This window comes from Rhizobium tibeticum (assembly GCF_900110205.1).
GTDB lineage: Bacteria > Pseudomonadota > Alphaproteobacteria > Rhizobiales > Rhizobiaceae > Rhizobium > Rhizobium tibeticum.
Map to the genome: position 1 here is coordinate 112,733 of NZ_FOCV01000005.1, position 17,060 is coordinate 129,792.

Genomic DNA, 17,060 nt, shown 5'->3' on the forward strand with positions numbered 1-17,060 from the left:
GCGGCCCTTACCTTGCCATCATCAAGGTGCAGAACCGGAATCGGTTAAAACAGGGAAAGACAAATGAACAGGCTTGCGAAGACCCTCCTTATGACGGCAACCGCTGCTGCCCTCACGGTATCATCGATCGGCGTTGCTTCGGCTGGTGATTGGCATCGTCATCACCACGGCGATGACGCGCTTGTTGGCGGCGCTGTCGGCCTTGCAACGGGTCTGATCGTCGGCTCTGCCATCGCCAGCGCGCCGCGTTATGATGAGCCGCGCTATATCGATCCGCCGGTCTATGAGCCGGAATACGAAGCAGTGCCGGTCTATCGCGCTCCCCCGCCCCGCTATTATCGTCCGGTCGCTGCCGACGTCGAGCCTTGGACTCCGCAGTGGGAACGCTACTGCTCCTATCGCTACCGGTCGTTCGATCCGCGCAGCGGCACCTTTATCGGCAATGACGGCCGGAGCCACTTCTGCAACGCTGGCTGATGTCTGAACGCATGATCAAACACCAAGCGCCGCCCCTCAGCGGCGCTTTTGTTTTGTTGGTGCTCAGATCCGCTGCAGGAAGGGATTGCTGCGTCGCTCGTCACCGATCCGGCTGCCCGGCCCGTGCCCGCAAATAAAACCAACGTCATCGCCCAGCGGCAAAACCTTGTCGCGGATGGAGTCGATGAGTTGCTGGTGATTGCCACCTGGCAGATCCGTCCGACCGATGGAACCGTTGAAGAGTACGTCGCCCAGATGGGCGAAGCTTTGCGCGCGATTGAAGTAGATGACATGGCCCGGCGCGTGGCCGGGTGTGTGATACACCTCGAACTCGTGCGTGCCGAAAGAAACCTTGTCGCCATCCTTCAGCCAGCGATCCGGAACGACGTTCTGCATGCCCGGTGGCAGGCCATACTTCTGCGCCTGCACCTCAATCCGCTGCAACAGCGGAAGATCGTCCTCGTGCGGGCCAACGATATCGATGCCCAAGGCTTGCCGGAGCTCATTGGCACCACCGGCGTGGTCAAGATGGCCGTGCGTCAGCCAGATCGCCTTGATGTCAAGCGCGTTCGCCGTGATGGCCTCAAGGATCGCCGGCACGTCACCACCGGGATCGACCACGACGCCTTCCTTGGTCTCCGGATCGAAGAGGATCGTGCAGTTCTGCTGAAAGGGTGTCACCGGAATAATGCCGGCCTGGAGCATGCCCATGAGTGCCTCGCTTGTCTCTGTCTCAGTGTCCCTATAGTCCGAAACTTTGCCGCGCGCAGCCCGCGATTTTGTTCGGCCACCAGCCGCGCTGCAATTTAACACATCGATACAATCGTTTACCGGCGAAACCCACCGCAGGGGAACCTCGTCATCAGCCAAGCGTTACCTGGCTGTATAAGACAAGGAGAAACGAGATGACCCTGAAGCGAAATCTGTTCCTGGCTGGCGCGATCGTCGTTGGAAGCGCCGGTCTTGCCCAGGCGGACATGGCTGCCACGGCCATCAACGACCTGAACGTTCGTGCTGGCCCTGGTCCGCAGTACCCATCCCTCGGCATAGCGACGCGCGGTTCTGAGGCAATTCTGGACGGCTGCATCCAGGGAAGCCGCTGGTGCCGGGTTGACGTCAACGGCGTGCGTGGCTGGGTCTATGCCGAGTACCTGCAAGTTCAACAGGGTGGCAATAGCGTCATCGTCGAGCAGCACCAGGTCGATCTCGGCGTTCCCATTGTAACCTACGAGACGACGGCAAGCGTCGCTCCCGACCCGGCACCAGGCGACGAGTTGCTGGGACCGGTTGGTTCCGTCGAGGCCATCAGCCCGCCTGAGATGGTCACCACCTATGTTCAAGCCAATCCGGCTCAGACCGTGCGCCTGCGCGGTGACGTCGTCGTCGGTGCAGCGCTGCCTGGCGATGTGACATTCCAGGAAATTCCGGACTATCAGTATCGATATGTCCGCATCAACGATCGGCCGGTCCTTGTGGATCCCGCTACCCGTCGCATTGTTTACGTCTACGACTGACTTTGACACAAAACGTGCAAAAAGGCGCCTTCGGGCGCCTTTTTTTTCCAAGGGGCAGCGTGGAAAACTTTCACGCATGGGTTGCTCTCCATTCCACTCCATATTCAATCATGATAAAATACTGAAATTCAGACGATATCCCTGCTCCCGGTCGGACGTCGGATCGCCTGTATGGCTGGCTATCCTTTCGGACCGCTCAGCCGGCAGTGGCGTTTTGAGGAAACGCAAAAGGAGGGAAATCGTGGAAGCCTTATTGCCCATCATCACACAAGTGATAGCAGGGGCCGTCGGCGGCAATGTCGCAAGCGGCGCACTGAAGCAGGTTGCAATCAATGCCGTTGCCCGCACGATCGCCGGCGCAATCGGTGGCATTGGTGGCGGCATGCTTCTCAGCATGGTCGGCGGCGAAGCCGCAATGAGCGGTCTGATTGCCGACGGAATCGGCGGCCTGATCGGCGGCGGCATCCTGTCGACGATCGTAGGCGCAGTAGCCGCTCGCGCAAGGTAGACGGCGCACCGAAAAACGGCCGAGCTCGTGAGGAACTCGGCCGCTCCTGCTGGTAAAGTTCACTCGGCCGCTGCAGCAGCCGCCGGATATACCTCTTTGATGTAGTCGTTCATCAACGTTTCGCTGATCGTCGCCGGCGTGAATTTATGCGGGCCGATTTCCGAGACCGGCGTCACCTCTGCCGCAGAGCCCGTCAGGAAGCACTCGCTGAAATCCGCAAGCTCCTCCGGCATGATGGCGCGCTCGATCACCTCGATACCGCGACGCTTGGCGAGCGCGATCACTGTCTGTCGCGTGATGCCGTTCAGGAAGCAATCCGGCGTCGGCGTATGGATGACGCCATCCTTGACGAAGAAGATATTTGCCCCCGTCGCTTCCGCCACCTGGCCGCGATAGTCGAGCATCATGGCATCGGCATACCCCTTGGCTTCGGCCGCATGCTTTGAAATGGTGCAGATCATGTAGAGCCCGGCAGCCTTCGAGGCGCACGGCGCCGTCCTCGGATCGGGCCGGCGATATTCGGCAATGTCGAGCCGGATGCCCTTCAGCTTCTCTGCCGGATTGAAGTAGCTCCCCCATTGCCAAATGGCGATCGCGACATTGATGCGGTTCGCTTGAGCGGACACGCCCATCATCTCGCTACCGCGCCAAGCGATCGGGCGGACATAGGCATCGGAAAAGCCCTGGCGCTTCAGGAGCTCGATCGTCGCCGCATCCAGTTCGGCAACCGAATAAGGCACGTTGAAGCCGAGGATCTGCGCGGACGTGTGCAGGCGCTGGTTATGTTCCGTGAGCTTAAAAACCCTACCGCCGTAGGCGCGCTCCCCCTCGAATACCGCGCTTGCGTAGTGGAGGCCATGGGTCAGCACGTGGATCTTTGCGTCTTTCCAGGGCACGAATGCACCGTTGAACCAGATTTCGCCATCCAATTGATCAAAGGGAACTGAAGCCATTTCTCACTCCTCCGGCGCCCGCACGCCATTGCTGTTGATTGTTGTCCCCAATACGTTTTATCCACTCACGCAGGGGAAAATGACGCATTGTAGTGAAGTTTGCGAAGTCAGGCCAAATTTCCAGTGGAAATGGCGTCCTCTTCCGGCTTCGCAACGCTTGGGGAAGCTAGCAACGGCGCAGAGATACGTCAACAATGCTGACATATTTTTACGACAGCTTCCCGCACGGTGCGCAACAAGAAAGGAACTGCCAAGTTGGCACGCCAGACGAGCCCGAAGGTGGGCAAGGCCGAACCGCTGAAGCTGCCGATGGAAAACACGCAAACCATCGATTTCGAGATCATCGAGCTTCTGTTTTTCTCCTATCGTGACTTCGTTTCCGATCCCGACGCCATTCTTGCGGAGATCGGTTTCGGGCGGGCGCACCACCGCGTCGTTCACTTTGTTAACCGCAACCCCGGTATGACGGTTGCCGATCTGCTGGATACATTGAAGATTACCAAGCAGAGTCTCGCAAGAGTGCTCAAACAACTCATCGATTCGGGGTATGTTCGCCAGATTGCAGGGCCTGAAGACAGGCGGCAGCGCAAGCTCTATCCTACCAAGATGGGGCGCGAGCTGGCCCTTGCTCTGGCAGAGCCGCAATCGCGCCGTATTGAGAGAGCATTCGACGGGGCTTCTCCTGAGGTACGGGAAGGCATAAAGGCCTTCCTGAGAGGTATGCGGAACAGACAAAACGCGAAAGCAGACTGAATGGCGACAAAGACAGTGATTTCGGACGACGCTGCGCACTTGCTTGTTGTGGACGACGACACGCGTATTCGTGCCCTTTTGAACCGCTATTTGACCGAGAACGGGTTCAGGGTGACGGTGGCGGCGGACGGCGCGGAAGCGCAGCGCAAGCTTGCCGGACTGGACTTCGACCTCATCATCATGGACGTCATGATGCCAGGCGATTCCGGGATCGACGTGACCAGGGATCTGCGCACGATCAAGAACGTGCCGATCATCATGCTGACGGCACTGGCAGAGTCGGGCAGTCGCATCGCCGGACTGGAGGCTGGCGCCGACGATTACCTGGCCAAGCCCTTCGACCCGCGCGAACTCGTGCTGCGCGTCAACAACATCCTGCGCCGCAATGTCTCAAACGATGCGCCGAAGATCGAACAGGTGATGTTCGGACCATATACCTTCTCCCTGACGCGCAAGGAGCTGAAGAAGGCCTCCGAAGTGGTCCGGTTGACGGATCGCGAGCAGGAAATCATGCTGCTGTTTGCCAAGCGCGCCGGCGATACCATTCCGCGGCACGAGCTCATCGGCAACGATGTCGATGTCGGCGAGCGCACCATCGATGTGCAGATCAACCGCCTGCGACGCAAGATCGAGGACGATCCCGCAAATCCGGTCTGGCTGCAGACGGTTCGTGGTATAGGATACCGGTTGAGCATCGATTGACAGTCGCAACCCCAGGACCAGCGACCAAATGGTGACATTCGACTCCCTTCGGCGCGAGGACCGCCCGCCCGCCCGCGGCTGGCGGTGGATGATCCGCAGATTACGGCTCTATCTGCCGACCGGCCTCTACGTCCGCTCGCTTCTCATCATCATCATCCCGATGTTGCTGCTCCAGTCGGTCGTGGCGGCCTTGTTCATGGAACGCCACTGGCAGATGGTGACGCAACGCCTCTCTGCTGCGGTCACACGCGACATTGCAGCTGTTATCCAGATCATCGAGACCTATCCACAGGATACTGATTACAGCGAGGTCACGCGCATCGCACGCGACCAGCTGGGCCTGCAGATCTCGATCGAACCGGACGGCGACCTGCCGCCGCCACGCACCAAGCCGTTTTTCTCAATCCTTGATGGCATTCTGAGCGACGAGATCAGCGACCAGGTCAAACGCCCGTTCTGGATCGACACGCTGGGCGATTCCAATCTCGTCGAGATCCGCATCAAGCTCGAAGGCAAGATCCTTCGCGTGCTGGCAAGACGCAACTCGACCTACGCCTCCAACACCCACATCTTCATCGTCTGGATGGTCGGCGCTTCGCTGGTGCTGATCGGCATATCGATCCTCTTCCTGCGGGGACAGATCCGTCCAATCCTTGCGCTCGCAAACGCAGCAGAAAGCTTCGGCAAGGGCCAGAAGGCTGACAACTTCCACCCGCGCGGTGCAGACGAGGTTCGCCGCGCCGGCCTCGCCTTCATTCTGATGCGCGAGCGCATCGAGCGGCAGATGGAGCAGCGCACCGCGATGCTGACCGGAGTGAGCCACGATCTGCGCACGATTCTGACCCGCTTCAAGCTGCAACTGGCGCTGGCCGGCGACAATCCCGACCTGCACGGCCTGAACGACGACATCAATGACATGCAATCGATGCTCGAGGCTTACATGGCCTTCGCACGAAGCGAGGTCGAAGAAGACGTCGGCGAAATGAAGCTTAGCGACCTCTTTGCAAAGCTTGAGACCGATTTCGAACTTCACGAGGGCAAGACACTCACATACGCCATAGAAGGCGAGGACGGCATTGCGGTGCGTCCAAACGCCTTCGCGCGCCTTGTGACGAACCTCGCCTCGAATGCTCGCCGCTACGCCAGCACCCTCGACGTCAACGCCAAACACAGTGCCAAGTGGCTGACGATCACCTTTGACGACGATGGTCCGGGTATTCCCGAGAAGAACCGCGAGGATGTCTTCAAGCCATTCTTCCGGCTCGATGAAGCGCGCAATCTCGACGCCTCGGGCACGGGCCTCGGCCTTGCCATTGCCCGCGATATCGCCCGAAGCCACGGCGGCAACGTCACGCTCGGCGACAGCCCTCTGGGCGGTCTGCGGGCGACCGTGCGCCTACCGGCGTGAAAAGAGAGATGATGATCGATACGGCGCGAATGACATGGCTGAACCCGCCGCCTCGCTTTGAAGAGCGCAACGGCTGCCTTTATGTCTGGTCTGGACCGAAGACGGACTTCTGGCAAGGAACCTACTACGGCTTCCACCGCGACGACGGGCATTTCCTGCATCAGCGAAGAGACGGCGACTTCACGGCCGACATATCCTTCTGCGCACGCTATGAGGAACTCTACGACCAGGCCGGCATGATGGTTCGGGCCGACGCGACGCATTGGATGAAATGCGGGATCGAATATACCGATGGAGCAATGCACTTCAGCGTCGTCGTCACCAATGGCAACTCCGACTGGTCAGCCTTTCGGCTCGACCACGGATTCGACCGCATGGGCGTGCGCGTAACGCGAACCGGCGATGCGCTGTTCATTCAATACAGAACAGACCGGATGGAGGACTGGCGAATGGCGCGGCTTGCTTGGTTCGATCCGGCATTTGTGGAGGTTGCCGTCGGCCCGGCATTCTGCTCGCCGCAACGCGCCGGCTTTCAAGCCGTATTCCATGCTTTCTCGCTGACCGACCCGCTGTCGCGCGATATCCACTGATCACATCAGCTTCTTGCCGTTCGGCACTGGCTTGTCCGGTGCCGCAAGAACGATCGCGCCCGCTTCGTCCTCGAAGCCAAGCGTCAGGACTTCTGAGCGAACTGGGCCGATCTGTCGCGGCGGAAAGTTGACCACACCGAGAACCTGCCGACCGATCAGGGTCTCGGGCGTATAGTGAACGGTGATCTGGGCCGATGATGTCTTGAGGCCGATTTCCGCCCCGAAGTCGATCAACAGTTTGAAGGCCGGCTTGCGCGCTTGCGGGAACGGGCTTGCCTCGACAATCGTCCCGACGCGGATGTCGACACGCTCGAAGTCGGCATAGGTGATTTCGTCAGCCATGATCTGGATGCCCTCAGCCGGCAAGCTCTTCGGCACGCTTGCGTGCTGCTGCAAGGGCCTTGTCGAAAAGCGGCTGCATCGCGTCCTCGGCCATAAGGACGGAAAGCGCGGCAGCCGTCGTGCCGCCCGGCGAGGTCACGTTCTGGCGCAACCGCGCGGCGTCGTCGGGGGACTGGTGCAAAAGCTCACCAGCCCCCGCGACAGTTTCCCGTGCAAGACGCATGGCAAGGTCCGCCTGCAAGCCAAGTTTACGGCCTGCCTCTGCCATACACTCGACGAGATAGAACACATAAGCCGGTCCGCTTCCCGACAGGGCCGTGACGGCATCGATGTCGGCTTCGGTTGGAACCCACTCGACCGGACCGGAGACACGCAACAGTGAATGGACAAGCTCGCGCTGCGCATCTGTGACGCGCGCATTGGCGAACGCACCCGTAACGCCACGACCGACCATGGCCGGCGTATTCGGCATGGCGCGCACCATCGCAGCCTCGCCGAGATGCTTTTCAAGGAACGACAATGTCTTGCCAGCGGCAACGGACACGACGACCGTCTCCGGTCCGAGCGTTGCCTTGACCGGCGGCAGCACGGCATCCATGACCTGCGGCTTGACCGCAAGGAAAAGAACGCCTGCCGTCAAACCTGCCGGAGCCGAGGTGACGTGCGTCACGCCGGCATCGTTGATCGTCTTCATCATCTGCTCCGACGGGCCGGGATCGATGACGACGACAGAGGAACCGGCCACGCCGCGCTTGAGCCAGCCGGAGAGCATCGCGCCCCCCATGTTGCCGGCACCGACGAGAACGACAGGACCTGAAGATGCGGATGACATTTACGCCTCGCCGACCGTTTCGAAGAGAACCGCTTCCATCGCGCGGTTCGCCTCCATGCCCGACCAGATCACGAACTGGAAGGCCTGATAATACGCCTCGCAAGTGTCGAGTGCACTAGCCAGCAGAACCTCGACCTGTCGATTGGTCGGCTCGGCACCCCCGGCAAGCAGCAACGACTGGCGGAAAATGATGACATCTTCCTGGCGCCAGAGATCGAAGTGTCCCATCAGCACCTGACCATTGATCGCGGCCAGGAGCTTGGTGACTTCGTTGACACGCTGTTCGGGAACCCTGACGTCGAAGGCGCAGCCTAGGTGCAGCGCCTCAAACTCTTCCATCCAGGAAAAGGAAACGTGGTAGTCGGTCCACTTCCCTTCAACCGTCATCGCAATCTCGTCATCGCCCGACCGCTCGAAAGACCAGTCGTTATTGGCGGCGACGTACTCGATCATATCGACCGGGTTCGACTGACGCTCGACTTCCAATTCCATGAGGCTCATGCAGCACCTTCTTGACCGGAGTGAATGCGAACCAACTTCGTCAACGAGACACAAGGAGAACACACGCAACAGCCGGAACCACCAACCCTGATGACCGTTGAACCGCTACCAGACTTTACGCAGTCAAACCTGCCTGGAGCTTATCAACTGCTTCGAATCATCATTTAAAATCAGTGTATAACGGGCTAGGCGACGCGCCAGCCCCTCACGGCCGTTTTAGGGAACGGCACTGTGGAAAGCTTTTCGGGTTTCCATTCAGAAGGAGGGTTTAAATGACTCTGCCCATTGATCTTTTTGGCAGTGTCCACAGGTGGATAACGACACCCGGTTTTTAAGTCGCAGCCGCGGCGTGTCTCATAAAGGTCACACCACGGCCTGTGTCACAACGGGAATTATTTGCCCTTGGCTGCAAGCTTCGCTTCAAGGGCGGCGATCCGGGCAAGGAGGGCGTCGTTTTCATCGCGCGCCTTGATCGCCATGTCACGCACGACCTCGAATTCCTCGCGCTTGACGACATCGAGAGTATTGAGCCAGCGCTCCGCCTGCGCATTGAAGGCTGTCTCGATTTCCTTGCGCACACCCTGGGCCGCGCCGGCGGCGTCCGTCATCAGCTTGGCGAACTCGTCCATGATGCGGTTTGCTCCAGTCGTCATGGCGGTCTTCTCCCTTTACAACATGCAACGTGCGGCCTTCGGGCCTTTCAAGAATGAGGTAGGGCTTCGCCGCTAAGGATGCAAGCGCTTTGCACTGGATAAGCCTGCCCGTGCGAGCCGATCGCCAACAATCGACTTGACCGTTTTTGATCCCAGCGCCATCTTCCGCCCACATCGAGCTTGGCGCGCCTTTAGAAAGTCGCAAAGGACGCCTTGAACTGAACTGCGTCCGTCCGACCGGCCACTCCGTAGGGCTCACGCCAGCGAATGGGAAACCCTTGCCGACAGCAGCCAATCTCCTGGCGATCATGCCCTTCCCCGAGATCGACCCGATCGCCTTTTCGCTCGGCCCCCTTTCAATTCACTGGTACGGACTTGCCTATGTCGCCGGCATCATGCTCGGCTGGTACTATGGCCGTCTGATCGCCGCAAACAACAAGCTATGGCCAGGCGATGTTTCCCCGATCACCAAGGTGCAACTCGACGATTTCATCATCTGGGTCGCTCTCGGCATCGTTCTCGGCGGGCGTATCGGCTACATCCTGTTTTATGATATGCCGGCAGTGATCGAGAGCCCGATCCGGGCCATCCAGATATGGAACGGCGGCATGTCGTTCCACGGCGGACTGGCGGGCACCACCATCGCGATGATCATTTTCGCACGTCGCAACGCCATACCGATCTGGAGCCTGTTCGACATCGTCTCGGCGGTCGTCCCGATCGGCCTGTTCTGCGGCCGCATCGCCAACTTCGTCAATGGTGAGCTGTGGGGTCGCCTGACGGATGTGCCGTGGGGCATGGTTTTCTGCAATCAGTACATTGAAAAGACCAACGGCTACTGCCCCGGCGACGACTTTGTTCGCCATCCCAGCCAGCTCTATGAGGCTGGGCTGGAGGGCATCGTGCTGCTCTTGGTTCTCGCCGTTCTGATCTACGGCTTCCGCGCCCTGAAGGCGCCGGGCTTCGTCACCGGCGTCTTCGTCTGCGGCTACGCGCTTTCTCGTATCTTCGTCGAATTCTTCCGCGAACCGGATGCCCAGCTGGGCTACCTGCTGGGCACCAATTGGCTCACCATGGGCATGGTGCTTTCCACGCCGATGGTTCTGCTGGGAATCTGGGCCATGCTTTTGGCGCGCCGTCAGGCTGCCTTGCAGCACTGAACGCAGCCGGACAGGAGGGTATCGATGAGCACCGCGCTCGGTGAGAAGATCAAGGCGATCATCCAGGCAAACGGCCCGATCAGCGTCACGGACTTTTTCTCGCTGTGCCTCGCCGATCCCGAACACGGTTACTACAGGACCCGCGAGCCTTTCGGGCGCTCGGGCGACTTCGTGACCGCGCCGGAGGTGAGCCAGCTTTTTGGCGAGATGATCGGCGTCTTCATCGTCCACGCCTGGCAGCGACACGGAACGCCTGGCGGTGTCCGTCTTGTCGAGATCGGCCCCGGTCGCGGCACCATGATGTCGGATATGCTGCGCGTCGTTTCCCGCATAGCACCGCCGCTCTTTGAGGACATGACGGTGCACCTCGTCGAAACGAGCGAGCGTCTGCGCAACATCCAGCAGGAAACGCTCGCGTCGTATGGCGACAAGGTCAGCTGGCATCAAGGTTTCGGCGACGTGACGCCGGGTTTTTCGCTCGTCGCGGCGAACGAATTGTTCGATGCCATTCCGATCCGTCAGTTCGTGAAGACGACGACGGGGTTCCGCGAGCGCATGGTCGGCGTCGACGCAGACGGTGAACTGGCCTTCGGCGTCGGGGTGGCAGGGATCGATCGAGACCTTCTGCCCTGGCCGGAAGAGGATGTGCTCCCGGGAACGCTGTTTGAAATCTCGTCGGCTCGCCAGTCGGTGATGGAAGCGATCTGCGATCGGCTGAAGGACTATGGGGGAACGGCTGTCGCCATCGACTACGGGCACCTCGTCAGTGGCTACGGCGATACGCTGCAGGCGGTGCGCATGCATGAGTACGACCCGCCGCTGGCACATCCGGGCGAAGCCGACCTTACGAGCCACGTCGATTTCCAGGCGCTGGCGCAGGCCGCCACCTCGGCTGGCGTTCACCTGAACGGCATGCTTCACCAGGGCGATTTTCTTGTCGGCCTCGGCATTCTCGATCGCGCAGCGGCGCTTGGCCGAGACCGGGAAGCACATACGCGCCAGATTATCCAAACCGCCGTCGATCGACTGGCCGGCGAAGGCGAAGGGCGCATGGGCGAACTCTTCAAGGTCATGGCGGTCTCTCACCCGGCCGTGGATTTGATGCCCTTCCGTCCAGCGGATTGACAGAAGAAGCGCCGCTGGGCCAACATCCGCCGCAACCGACGGGCTTTGCCATCCGAAAATGGCGGATCAGCAGTTCAAGCAATCTTGGAAGTTTTAATGACACAAGCAGCATCTCCGGCACCGATCCAAAGCACGCTGCTGAACGAGACAACCGGTGACGCGATTCTCCATGGCTATTTTACGCGGGAAGGCGGCGTTTCGCACGGCATCTATCGCGGCCTGAATGTTGGCCTCGGCTCGAACGACGAGCGCGAGAAGGTTCAGGAGAACCGCCGCCGTGTGGCAAACTGGTTTGAGTTGCCTGTCGAGCGTCTCGCTACCGTGCATCAGGTCCACTCTCCCGATGTGGTCATCGTCGATAAAAACTATGACGGATCGCGCCCAGCAGCAGATGCGATGGTAACGGCAACCCCCGGCATAGCGCTTGGCGTTCTGGCAGCCGACTGCGGGCCCATCCTTTTCGCCGACGCGACGAACGGTGTCATCGGTGCCGCTCATGCCGGTTGGAAAGGCGTCCTAACCGGCGTATTGGAGAACACGATTGCCGCCATGGTCCGACTTGGCGCGAAGCGGGAGGCAATCGTTGCCTGCCTCGGGCCATCGATCAGCCAGGCAAGCTACGAGGTCGGCCCGGAATTTGTGGAGCGCTTTGTCACACAGGATCCATCGTACGAGCGCTACTTCCTGTCCTCAGCAAAGCCCGGGCACGCGATGTTCGACCTGCCGGCGCTGACTGTCGATCGGCTGCGCATCGCCGGTGTCCGCGCAGAAACCCTGGGGATCTGCACTTATCCCGACACCGAGCGTTTCTTCTCTTATCGCCGGACCACACATAACAAGGAGCCGGATTACGGCCGGCAAATTTCTGCAATCGCAATCAGGGAGATTTAAGCGGCATGGCCCTGCACTTCGACAGACCCGAATTCGCCGTCCGCCTCGCACGTCTGACCGACAGGATGCGCGAAGAAAAGCTGGACGCGCTGCTGCTCTTTGCGCAGGAAAGCATGTACTGGCTGACCGGCTACGACACCTTCGGCTACTGCTTCTTCCAGACGCTTGTCGTCAAGGCCGACGGGACAATGGCCTTGATCACGCGCTCCGCCGACCTGCGCCAGGCCAAGCACACCTCTATCTTGGAAAATGTCCAAATCTGGGTCGACCGCGTGAATGCCGACCCGACCGTCGACCTCAGGAACCTGTTGGTCGAGATGGACCTGCTCGGCGCCAGGATCGGCGTCGAGTACGATACCCATGGCATGACGGGCCGCGTTGCCCGGATGCTCGATGCGCAGTTGACGTCGTTCGGACAGATTGTCGACGCCTCCTATCTCGTCAGCCGCCTGAGATTGATCAAAAGCCCGGCCGAAGTCGCGTATGTCGAACGCGCGGCCGCCCTGGCCGACGATGCGCTCGATGCGGCGCTGGCGCTGACCAAGCCAGGTGCGGACGAAGCCGACATTCTGGCCGCCATGCAGGGCGCCGTCTTTGCCGGTGGCGGCGACTACCCGGCGAACGAATTCATCATTGGCTCCGCCGAGGACGCGCTGCTGTGCCGCTACAAGGCCGGCCGCCGCAAGCTCGATGCGAACGATCAGCTGACGCTCGAATGGGCGGGCGCTTACGCGCACTACCATGCGGCAATGATGCGTACCATCGTCATCGGCGAACCGAACTATCGCCACCGGGAACTCTACAATGCCTGCTTCGAGACGATCCAGGCGATCGAGACCGTCCTCAAGCCGGGCCGTAGCTTCGGCGATGTTTTCGATACGCACGCGAAAATCATGGATGAACGAGGTCTTTCCCGCCACCGTCTCAATGCCTGCGGCTACTCTCTGGGCGCCCGTTTCTCGCCGTCCTGGATGGAGCATCAGATGTTCCACGTCGGAAATCCGCAGCCGATCGAGCCGAGCATGTCGCTCTTCGTGCACATGATCATCATGGATTCCGACACGGGAACGGCGATGACCCTCGGGCAGACCTATCTGACGACCGACGACGTGCCCCGCGCCCTTTCGCGCCACTTTCTGGACTTCATCAACGTCTGACGCAAACCATTGCTGGCCAAGAATCCGGAATTGACATAGACCGGCGCCGGCCTTCATAAAGTGCATGGGGCCGGCACTGGGAAGGATGTAACGAGGGATGACGCGAGTTGCGACTGCGCCGATGCTCCTTGCCTGCTTTGCCCTATCCGCCTGCAACACCAACGATGCCCTGGTTCCCCTGGTCGACATCGGCGAACCCTCCGGAAGCATCCGTTCCTCGCCGGTAACGCAAGGCGACGTCGAGCGCATGGCAGGCGCGACGCCACGCCAGCAGGCCTTTGCTTCCGAACGGCGGTCGAACGGATATCACCCTGCCTACAACCAGACGGCTTACCGGCAGGGTTCGGGCGCACCACCAACCACGATGCAAGCCCAGGCCATGGCGCTGGAAAACGACCCGCCCCGGCCCGCCGCCGCCGCTCCGATCAAAGCCGAGACGCTGCCTGAGCCTGTGTCCAATGCCCAGGCCGAAGAAGAAGACATGGTGGAAACGCCCCCGCGTGAGCCGCCGCGGCAGCAAAACCAGACTGCCATGCTGAATACCAACTCCCCCTCGGCGCGCGGCACGACCGTCCGCTTCCTGCCGATCATCGGCGCGCCGGTCCAGGCCGTCACGCCGCTTTCGCGCCAGCTCGGGGCCGAGGCCCGCTCGCACGGGCTTTCGATCAAGAGCTCGAACGACAGCTCCAGCGCCTACATTCTGAAGGGGTATCTCTCCGCCTTTTCTGACAGCGGTAAGGTCACTGTGGTCTACGTCTGGGACGTTCTCGACGGTGGGGGCGCTCGCTTGCACCGCATACAGGGACAGGAAAGCGTGCCCTCGCAAGCGCAGGATCCCTGGGCCGGCGTTCCCGCTTCGCTCATGCAGCAAATCGCATCGAAAACCATCACCGAATTCTCGACATGGCGCGACGCTCGTGGCGGTTAAGCCACAAGCTTTTTAGAAATATAGGCGCAGATAACGCCTTAGCCCTTGCATTCAGGAGCAAGCTGGCTAAAAAGCGCGGCTATCAGCAGGTAATAGGCGGACCAAGATGAAGGTTTTCGCAGGCAATTCGAACCGGCATCTCGCCGAAGCGATCTGCAACTATCTCAACGTGCCATTGGGCAAAGCCAGCGTCAGAAGATTTGCCGATCAGGAAATCTTCGTGGAAATCCAGGAAAATGTTCGCGGCGAGGACGTATTTCTCGTTCAGTCGACCTCGTTCCCGGCCAACGACCACCTGATGGAACTGCTGATCATGATCGACGCCATGCGTCGCTCGTCGGCACGTCGTATCACGGCAGTCCTTCCCTACTTCGGCTACGCCCGCCAGGACCGCAAGCCCGGACCTCGTACGCCGATCTCGGCGAAACTGGTTGCCAATCTGATCACCGAGGCTGGCGCGCACCGCGTCCTCACGCTCGACCTGCATGCCGGTCAGATCCAGGGCTTTTTCGACATTCCGACCGACAACCTTTACGCCGTGCCGATCCTGTCGCGCGACATCAAGGCGAACTACGACACCAGCAACGTCATGGTCGTCTCGCCTGACGTCGGCGGCGTCGTCCGTGCCCGCTCGGTCGCCAAGCGCCTCGACTGTCTTCTGGCAATCGTCGACAAGCGTCGCGACCGCCCGGGCGAATCCGAAGTCATGAACGTCATCGGCGACGTCACCGGCAAGGATTGCATCCTGATCGACGATATCGTCGATTCCGGCGGCACCCTCGTCAACGCGGCGGAAGCCCTCCTGAAGAATGGCGCGACAAGCGTCACCGCCTACATCACCCATGGCGTCCTGTCGGGCGGCGCCGTCACGCGCGTCACGTCCTCCAAGCTTCGCGAGCTCGTCATCACCGACTCGATCCAGCCGACGACGGCTGTCCAATCGGCTCACAACATCCGCGTTGTCAGCACGGGCAGTTTGATCGGTGAAGCGATCAACCGCACCAGCCAGGAAGAGTCGGTTTCCAGCCTGTTCGACTGAACCGCTGCGAAATTCGCAACTACCGCTGAGGTTTGAACTTCCCCGGAAATGCAACTTGCGCTAGGATTTAGAAAGAAATCCAGCCGTAGGGGAAGAATAATGACGCTCGCCGGATTCCTCTCGCCGCGAAAGCTCGCTCTGCTGGCGCTCATCCCGCTTCTGTCCGCCTGCACCGTCGACGTCGGGCCAAGTTATTCGCGTCCGCCGCCTCGCCCGCCCAGGCCGGCGATGTGCGGCATGGAACATGCCCCGGTCTGCGCCCAGCGCAGTGGACGTGTCGAGACCTTCACCAATGCATGCCAGGCACGCGCAGCTGGCTTCGCGATCATCAACCGCGGCCAGTGCCGCCGCCCGACCCCGATAACATCGCGTCCGCCGCCGCCTCGCGCCGCAAGCCCGCGGATGTGTACCATGGAATATGCTCCAGTCTGCGGCCAACGTGGGGCACGTGTCCAGACCTTCGCCAATGCATGCCAGGCACGCGCCGCCAACTTCACCGTCATCAGCCGCGGCCAGTGCGCCCGACAGCCCGGGATTGCGGTGCGCCCGCAGCGTCCGGCGCCGCGACCGGCGCAGCCGGGCGGCATCTGCACACGCGAGTATCGGCCGGTCTGCGGCCAGCGCGGCTCTGAGATGCGGACCTTCCCGAACGCTTGCGAAGCAAGCAACAGCGGTTTCCGCATCATGAGCCAGGGCGCGTGCCGGCGGTGAAGCAGCAACCCTCATAGGCGGCTTGCGCTTCCGCCTGCGCGAAAGCGCGTCTGTCGAAATGGAATTCGGTCCTGACAAGCGGAGCTGAAAGCTCGCGACGCGTGTTAGGCGGCAATGTGCGATGCCGCCGACATGACTTCTTCGGGGGCCGGTACGCCGAACATGTGTCGACCGTCGTCCGCGACTTCAGTGAAACACCATCTGACGACGCCATCGCGGTCGAGCAGGAATTCACCGACCAACTGGCCCTCTCCCGTTGCGATCATGCGCTTATCGTCGTCGGTGAATTCGTAGCCATCGGCATTGTCGAGGAATTCGACAGCCGCCATCGGCGCCATCGGCTGAGGCAGATCGGGGATGTCGACGCGCATCGAGGTCAGAGTGTCGAGACTGACCTTATAAGGCCAGACCGTCTCCGACTGCGTGAACTCGAGATTGGGAAGGCCGAAGGCGCGATGCGATATCCGGTCGGGATCGGATGCGGCCACCAGATTGGGCAAGGGGTGGTAACGGAAATAGAGGCGCGCTCGGTCGATGGGCGTGTTGACGATCGTCAGGCTTTCGACCCCCTTTTGCTGGAGATCACCCGCAAGGCTCGCCATCGAGGCGATTTGCCGCCGGCAGAATGGACAGTGGAGCCCGCGAAACAGGCCGACCAGCACAGGCTTCTGCCCCCGGAAGTCATCGATCGATATCTTGCCCTGACGCGTGATCGCATCGAGAATGACGTTCGGCGCGCGGTCGCCGGGCTGCAGCGGTCTTTCGCTTTGATTTTCGGACATGATAGCCTCCCTCACAGACGCGTCGGCGAGACGC

At 60.7% G+C, this 17,060-nt stretch carries 21 protein-coding genes; 14 read left to right on the plus strand and 7 right to left on the minus strand.

The window, feature by feature from the left end; translation table 11 throughout:
* Window positions 1-63: 63 nt before the first annotated feature.
* Window positions 64-477, plus strand: a complete 414-nt coding sequence (locus BSG20_RS07480; protein ID WP_072372974.1) for a BA14K family protein — start codon at window positions 64-66, stop codon at window positions 475-477.
* Window positions 478-540: 63 nt separating this feature from the next.
* On the opposite strand, the gene BSG20_RS07485 is transcribed toward BSG20_RS07480, so the two are convergent.
* Complete coding sequence (locus BSG20_RS07485) at window positions 541-1,188, minus strand: MBL fold metallo-hydrolase (RefSeq protein WP_072372976.1); 648 nt, start codon at window positions 1,186-1,188, stop codon at window positions 541-543.
* Between the two features lie 194 nt (window positions 1,189-1,382).
* Here BSG20_RS07485 and BSG20_RS07490 point away from each other — a divergent pair, with 194 nt between their 5' ends.
* Window positions 1,383-1,991: a DUF1236 domain-containing protein gene (locus BSG20_RS07490; protein WP_072372979.1), complete on the plus strand. Its 609-nt coding sequence runs from the start codon at window positions 1,383-1,385 to the stop codon at window positions 1,989-1,991.
* 241 nt (window positions 1,992-2,232) lie between these two features.
* Entirely contained in the window at window positions 2,233-2,499 is a 267-nt protein-coding gene (locus BSG20_RS07495; RefSeq protein WP_024313849.1) for a hypothetical protein, read from the plus strand.
* Between the two features lie 59 nt (window positions 2,500-2,558).
* Here BSG20_RS07495 and BSG20_RS07500 read toward each other — a convergent pair whose 3' ends face one another.
* Window positions 2,559-3,452 carry a branched-chain amino acid aminotransferase gene (locus BSG20_RS07500; RefSeq protein WP_072372981.1) on the minus strand — a complete coding sequence of 298 codons (894 nt, stop codon included), beginning with the start codon at window positions 3,450-3,452 and terminating at the stop codon, window positions 2,559-2,561.
* Between the two features lie 255 nt (window positions 3,453-3,707).
* Between BSG20_RS07500 and BSG20_RS07505 the strand changes: the two genes are divergently transcribed.
* Genes BSG20_RS07505 through BSG20_RS07520 form a run of 4 tightly spaced genes read left to right on the plus strand, consistent with a single transcriptional unit; the run spans window position 3,708 to window position 6,905 of the window.
* A complete protein-coding gene (locus BSG20_RS07505) occupies window positions 3,708-4,205 on the plus strand; it encodes a MarR family winged helix-turn-helix transcriptional regulator (RefSeq protein ID WP_072372984.1) in 498 nt (165 codons plus the stop codon).
* Complete coding sequence (locus BSG20_RS07510) at window positions 4,206-4,907, plus strand: response regulator (protein ID WP_024313852.1); 702 nt, start codon at window positions 4,206-4,208, stop codon at window positions 4,905-4,907.
* Window positions 4,908-4,935: 28 nt separating this feature from the next.
* Window positions 4,936-6,315, plus strand: a complete 1,380-nt coding sequence (locus BSG20_RS07515; protein WP_072372987.1) for an ATP-binding protein — start codon at window positions 4,936-4,938, stop codon at window positions 6,313-6,315.
* 8 nt (window positions 6,316-6,323) lie between these two features.
* Window positions 6,324-6,905, plus strand: coding sequence for a DUF1349 domain-containing protein (locus tag BSG20_RS07520; protein WP_072372990.1), 582 nt, complete (start codon window positions 6,324-6,326; stop codon window positions 6,903-6,905).
* On the opposite strand, the gene BSG20_RS07525 is transcribed toward BSG20_RS07520, so the two are convergent.
* The 4 genes from BSG20_RS07525 to BSG20_RS07540 form a co-directional block, all read right to left on the minus strand.
* Window positions 6,906-7,247: a tRNA-binding protein gene (locus tag BSG20_RS07525; RefSeq protein ID WP_072373369.1), complete on the minus strand. Its 342-nt coding sequence runs from the start codon at window positions 7,245-7,247 to the stop codon at window positions 6,906-6,908.
* Window positions 7,248-7,260: 13 nt separating this feature from the next.
* Window positions 7,261-8,079: a pyrroline-5-carboxylate reductase gene (gene proC, locus BSG20_RS07530; RefSeq protein WP_072372993.1), complete on the minus strand. Its 819-nt coding sequence runs from the start codon at window positions 8,077-8,079 to the stop codon at window positions 7,261-7,263.
* Window positions 8,080-8,580 carry a type III secretion system chaperone family protein gene (locus tag BSG20_RS07535; protein ID WP_024313857.1) on the minus strand — a complete coding sequence of 167 codons (501 nt, stop codon included), beginning with the start codon at window positions 8,578-8,580 and terminating at the stop codon, window positions 8,080-8,082. It abuts the gene before it with no gap.
* A gap of 392 nt (window positions 8,581-8,972) precedes the next feature.
* Window positions 8,973-9,233 carry an accessory factor UbiK family protein gene (locus tag BSG20_RS07540; protein ID WP_024313858.1) on the minus strand — a complete coding sequence of 87 codons (261 nt, stop codon included), beginning with the start codon at window positions 9,231-9,233 and terminating at the stop codon, window positions 8,973-8,975.
* Window positions 9,234-9,511: 278 nt separating this feature from the next.
* On the opposite strand from BSG20_RS07540, the gene lgt reads away from it, so the two are divergent.
* From lgt to BSG20_RS07575, 7 genes are all read left to right on the plus strand, one after another.
* Window positions 9,512-10,393 (plus strand): prolipoprotein diacylglyceryl transferase, encoded by an 882-nt coding sequence (gene lgt / locus BSG20_RS07545; RefSeq protein WP_072372995.1) that lies wholly within the window; start codon window positions 9,512-9,514, stop codon window positions 10,391-10,393.
* A 24-nt stretch (window positions 10,394-10,417) separates the two neighbouring features.
* On the plus strand, window positions 10,418-11,518 hold the full coding sequence (locus tag BSG20_RS07550) for a class I SAM-dependent methyltransferase (protein WP_072372998.1): 1,101 nt from the start codon (window positions 10,418-10,420) through the stop codon (window positions 11,516-11,518).
* Between the two features lie 96 nt (window positions 11,519-11,614).
* On the plus strand, window positions 11,615-12,409 hold the full coding sequence (gene pgeF, locus BSG20_RS07555; protein ID WP_072373001.1) for a peptidoglycan editing factor PgeF: 795 nt from the start codon (window positions 11,615-11,617) through the stop codon (window positions 12,407-12,409).
* Between the two features lie 5 nt (window positions 12,410-12,414).
* Window positions 12,415-13,566 (plus strand): M24 family metallopeptidase, encoded by a 1,152-nt coding sequence (locus BSG20_RS07560; protein ID WP_072373004.1) that lies wholly within the window; start codon window positions 12,415-12,417, stop codon window positions 13,564-13,566.
* Window positions 13,567-13,663: 97 nt separating this feature from the next.
* Complete coding sequence (locus BSG20_RS07565) at window positions 13,664-14,494, plus strand: hypothetical protein (RefSeq protein ID WP_072373007.1); 831 nt, start codon at window positions 13,664-13,666, stop codon at window positions 14,492-14,494.
* Between the two features lie 106 nt (window positions 14,495-14,600).
* A complete protein-coding gene (locus BSG20_RS07570; protein WP_072373009.1) occupies window positions 14,601-15,533 on the plus strand; it encodes a ribose-phosphate pyrophosphokinase in 933 nt (310 codons plus the stop codon).
* A 99-nt stretch (window positions 15,534-15,632) separates the two neighbouring features.
* Window positions 15,633-16,244 (plus strand): Kazal-type serine protease inhibitor domain-containing protein, encoded by a 612-nt coding sequence (locus BSG20_RS07575; protein WP_072373012.1) that lies wholly within the window; start codon window positions 15,633-15,635, stop codon window positions 16,242-16,244.
* A gap of 104 nt (window positions 16,245-16,348) precedes the next feature.
* Here the strand turns inward: BSG20_RS07575 and BSG20_RS07580 are convergent, their stop codons facing one another.
* Complete coding sequence (locus tag BSG20_RS07580) at window positions 16,349-17,026, minus strand: peroxiredoxin-like family protein (protein ID WP_072373015.1); 678 nt, start codon at window positions 17,024-17,026, stop codon at window positions 16,349-16,351.
* Between the last annotated feature and the right edge of the window lie 34 nt (window positions 17,027-17,060).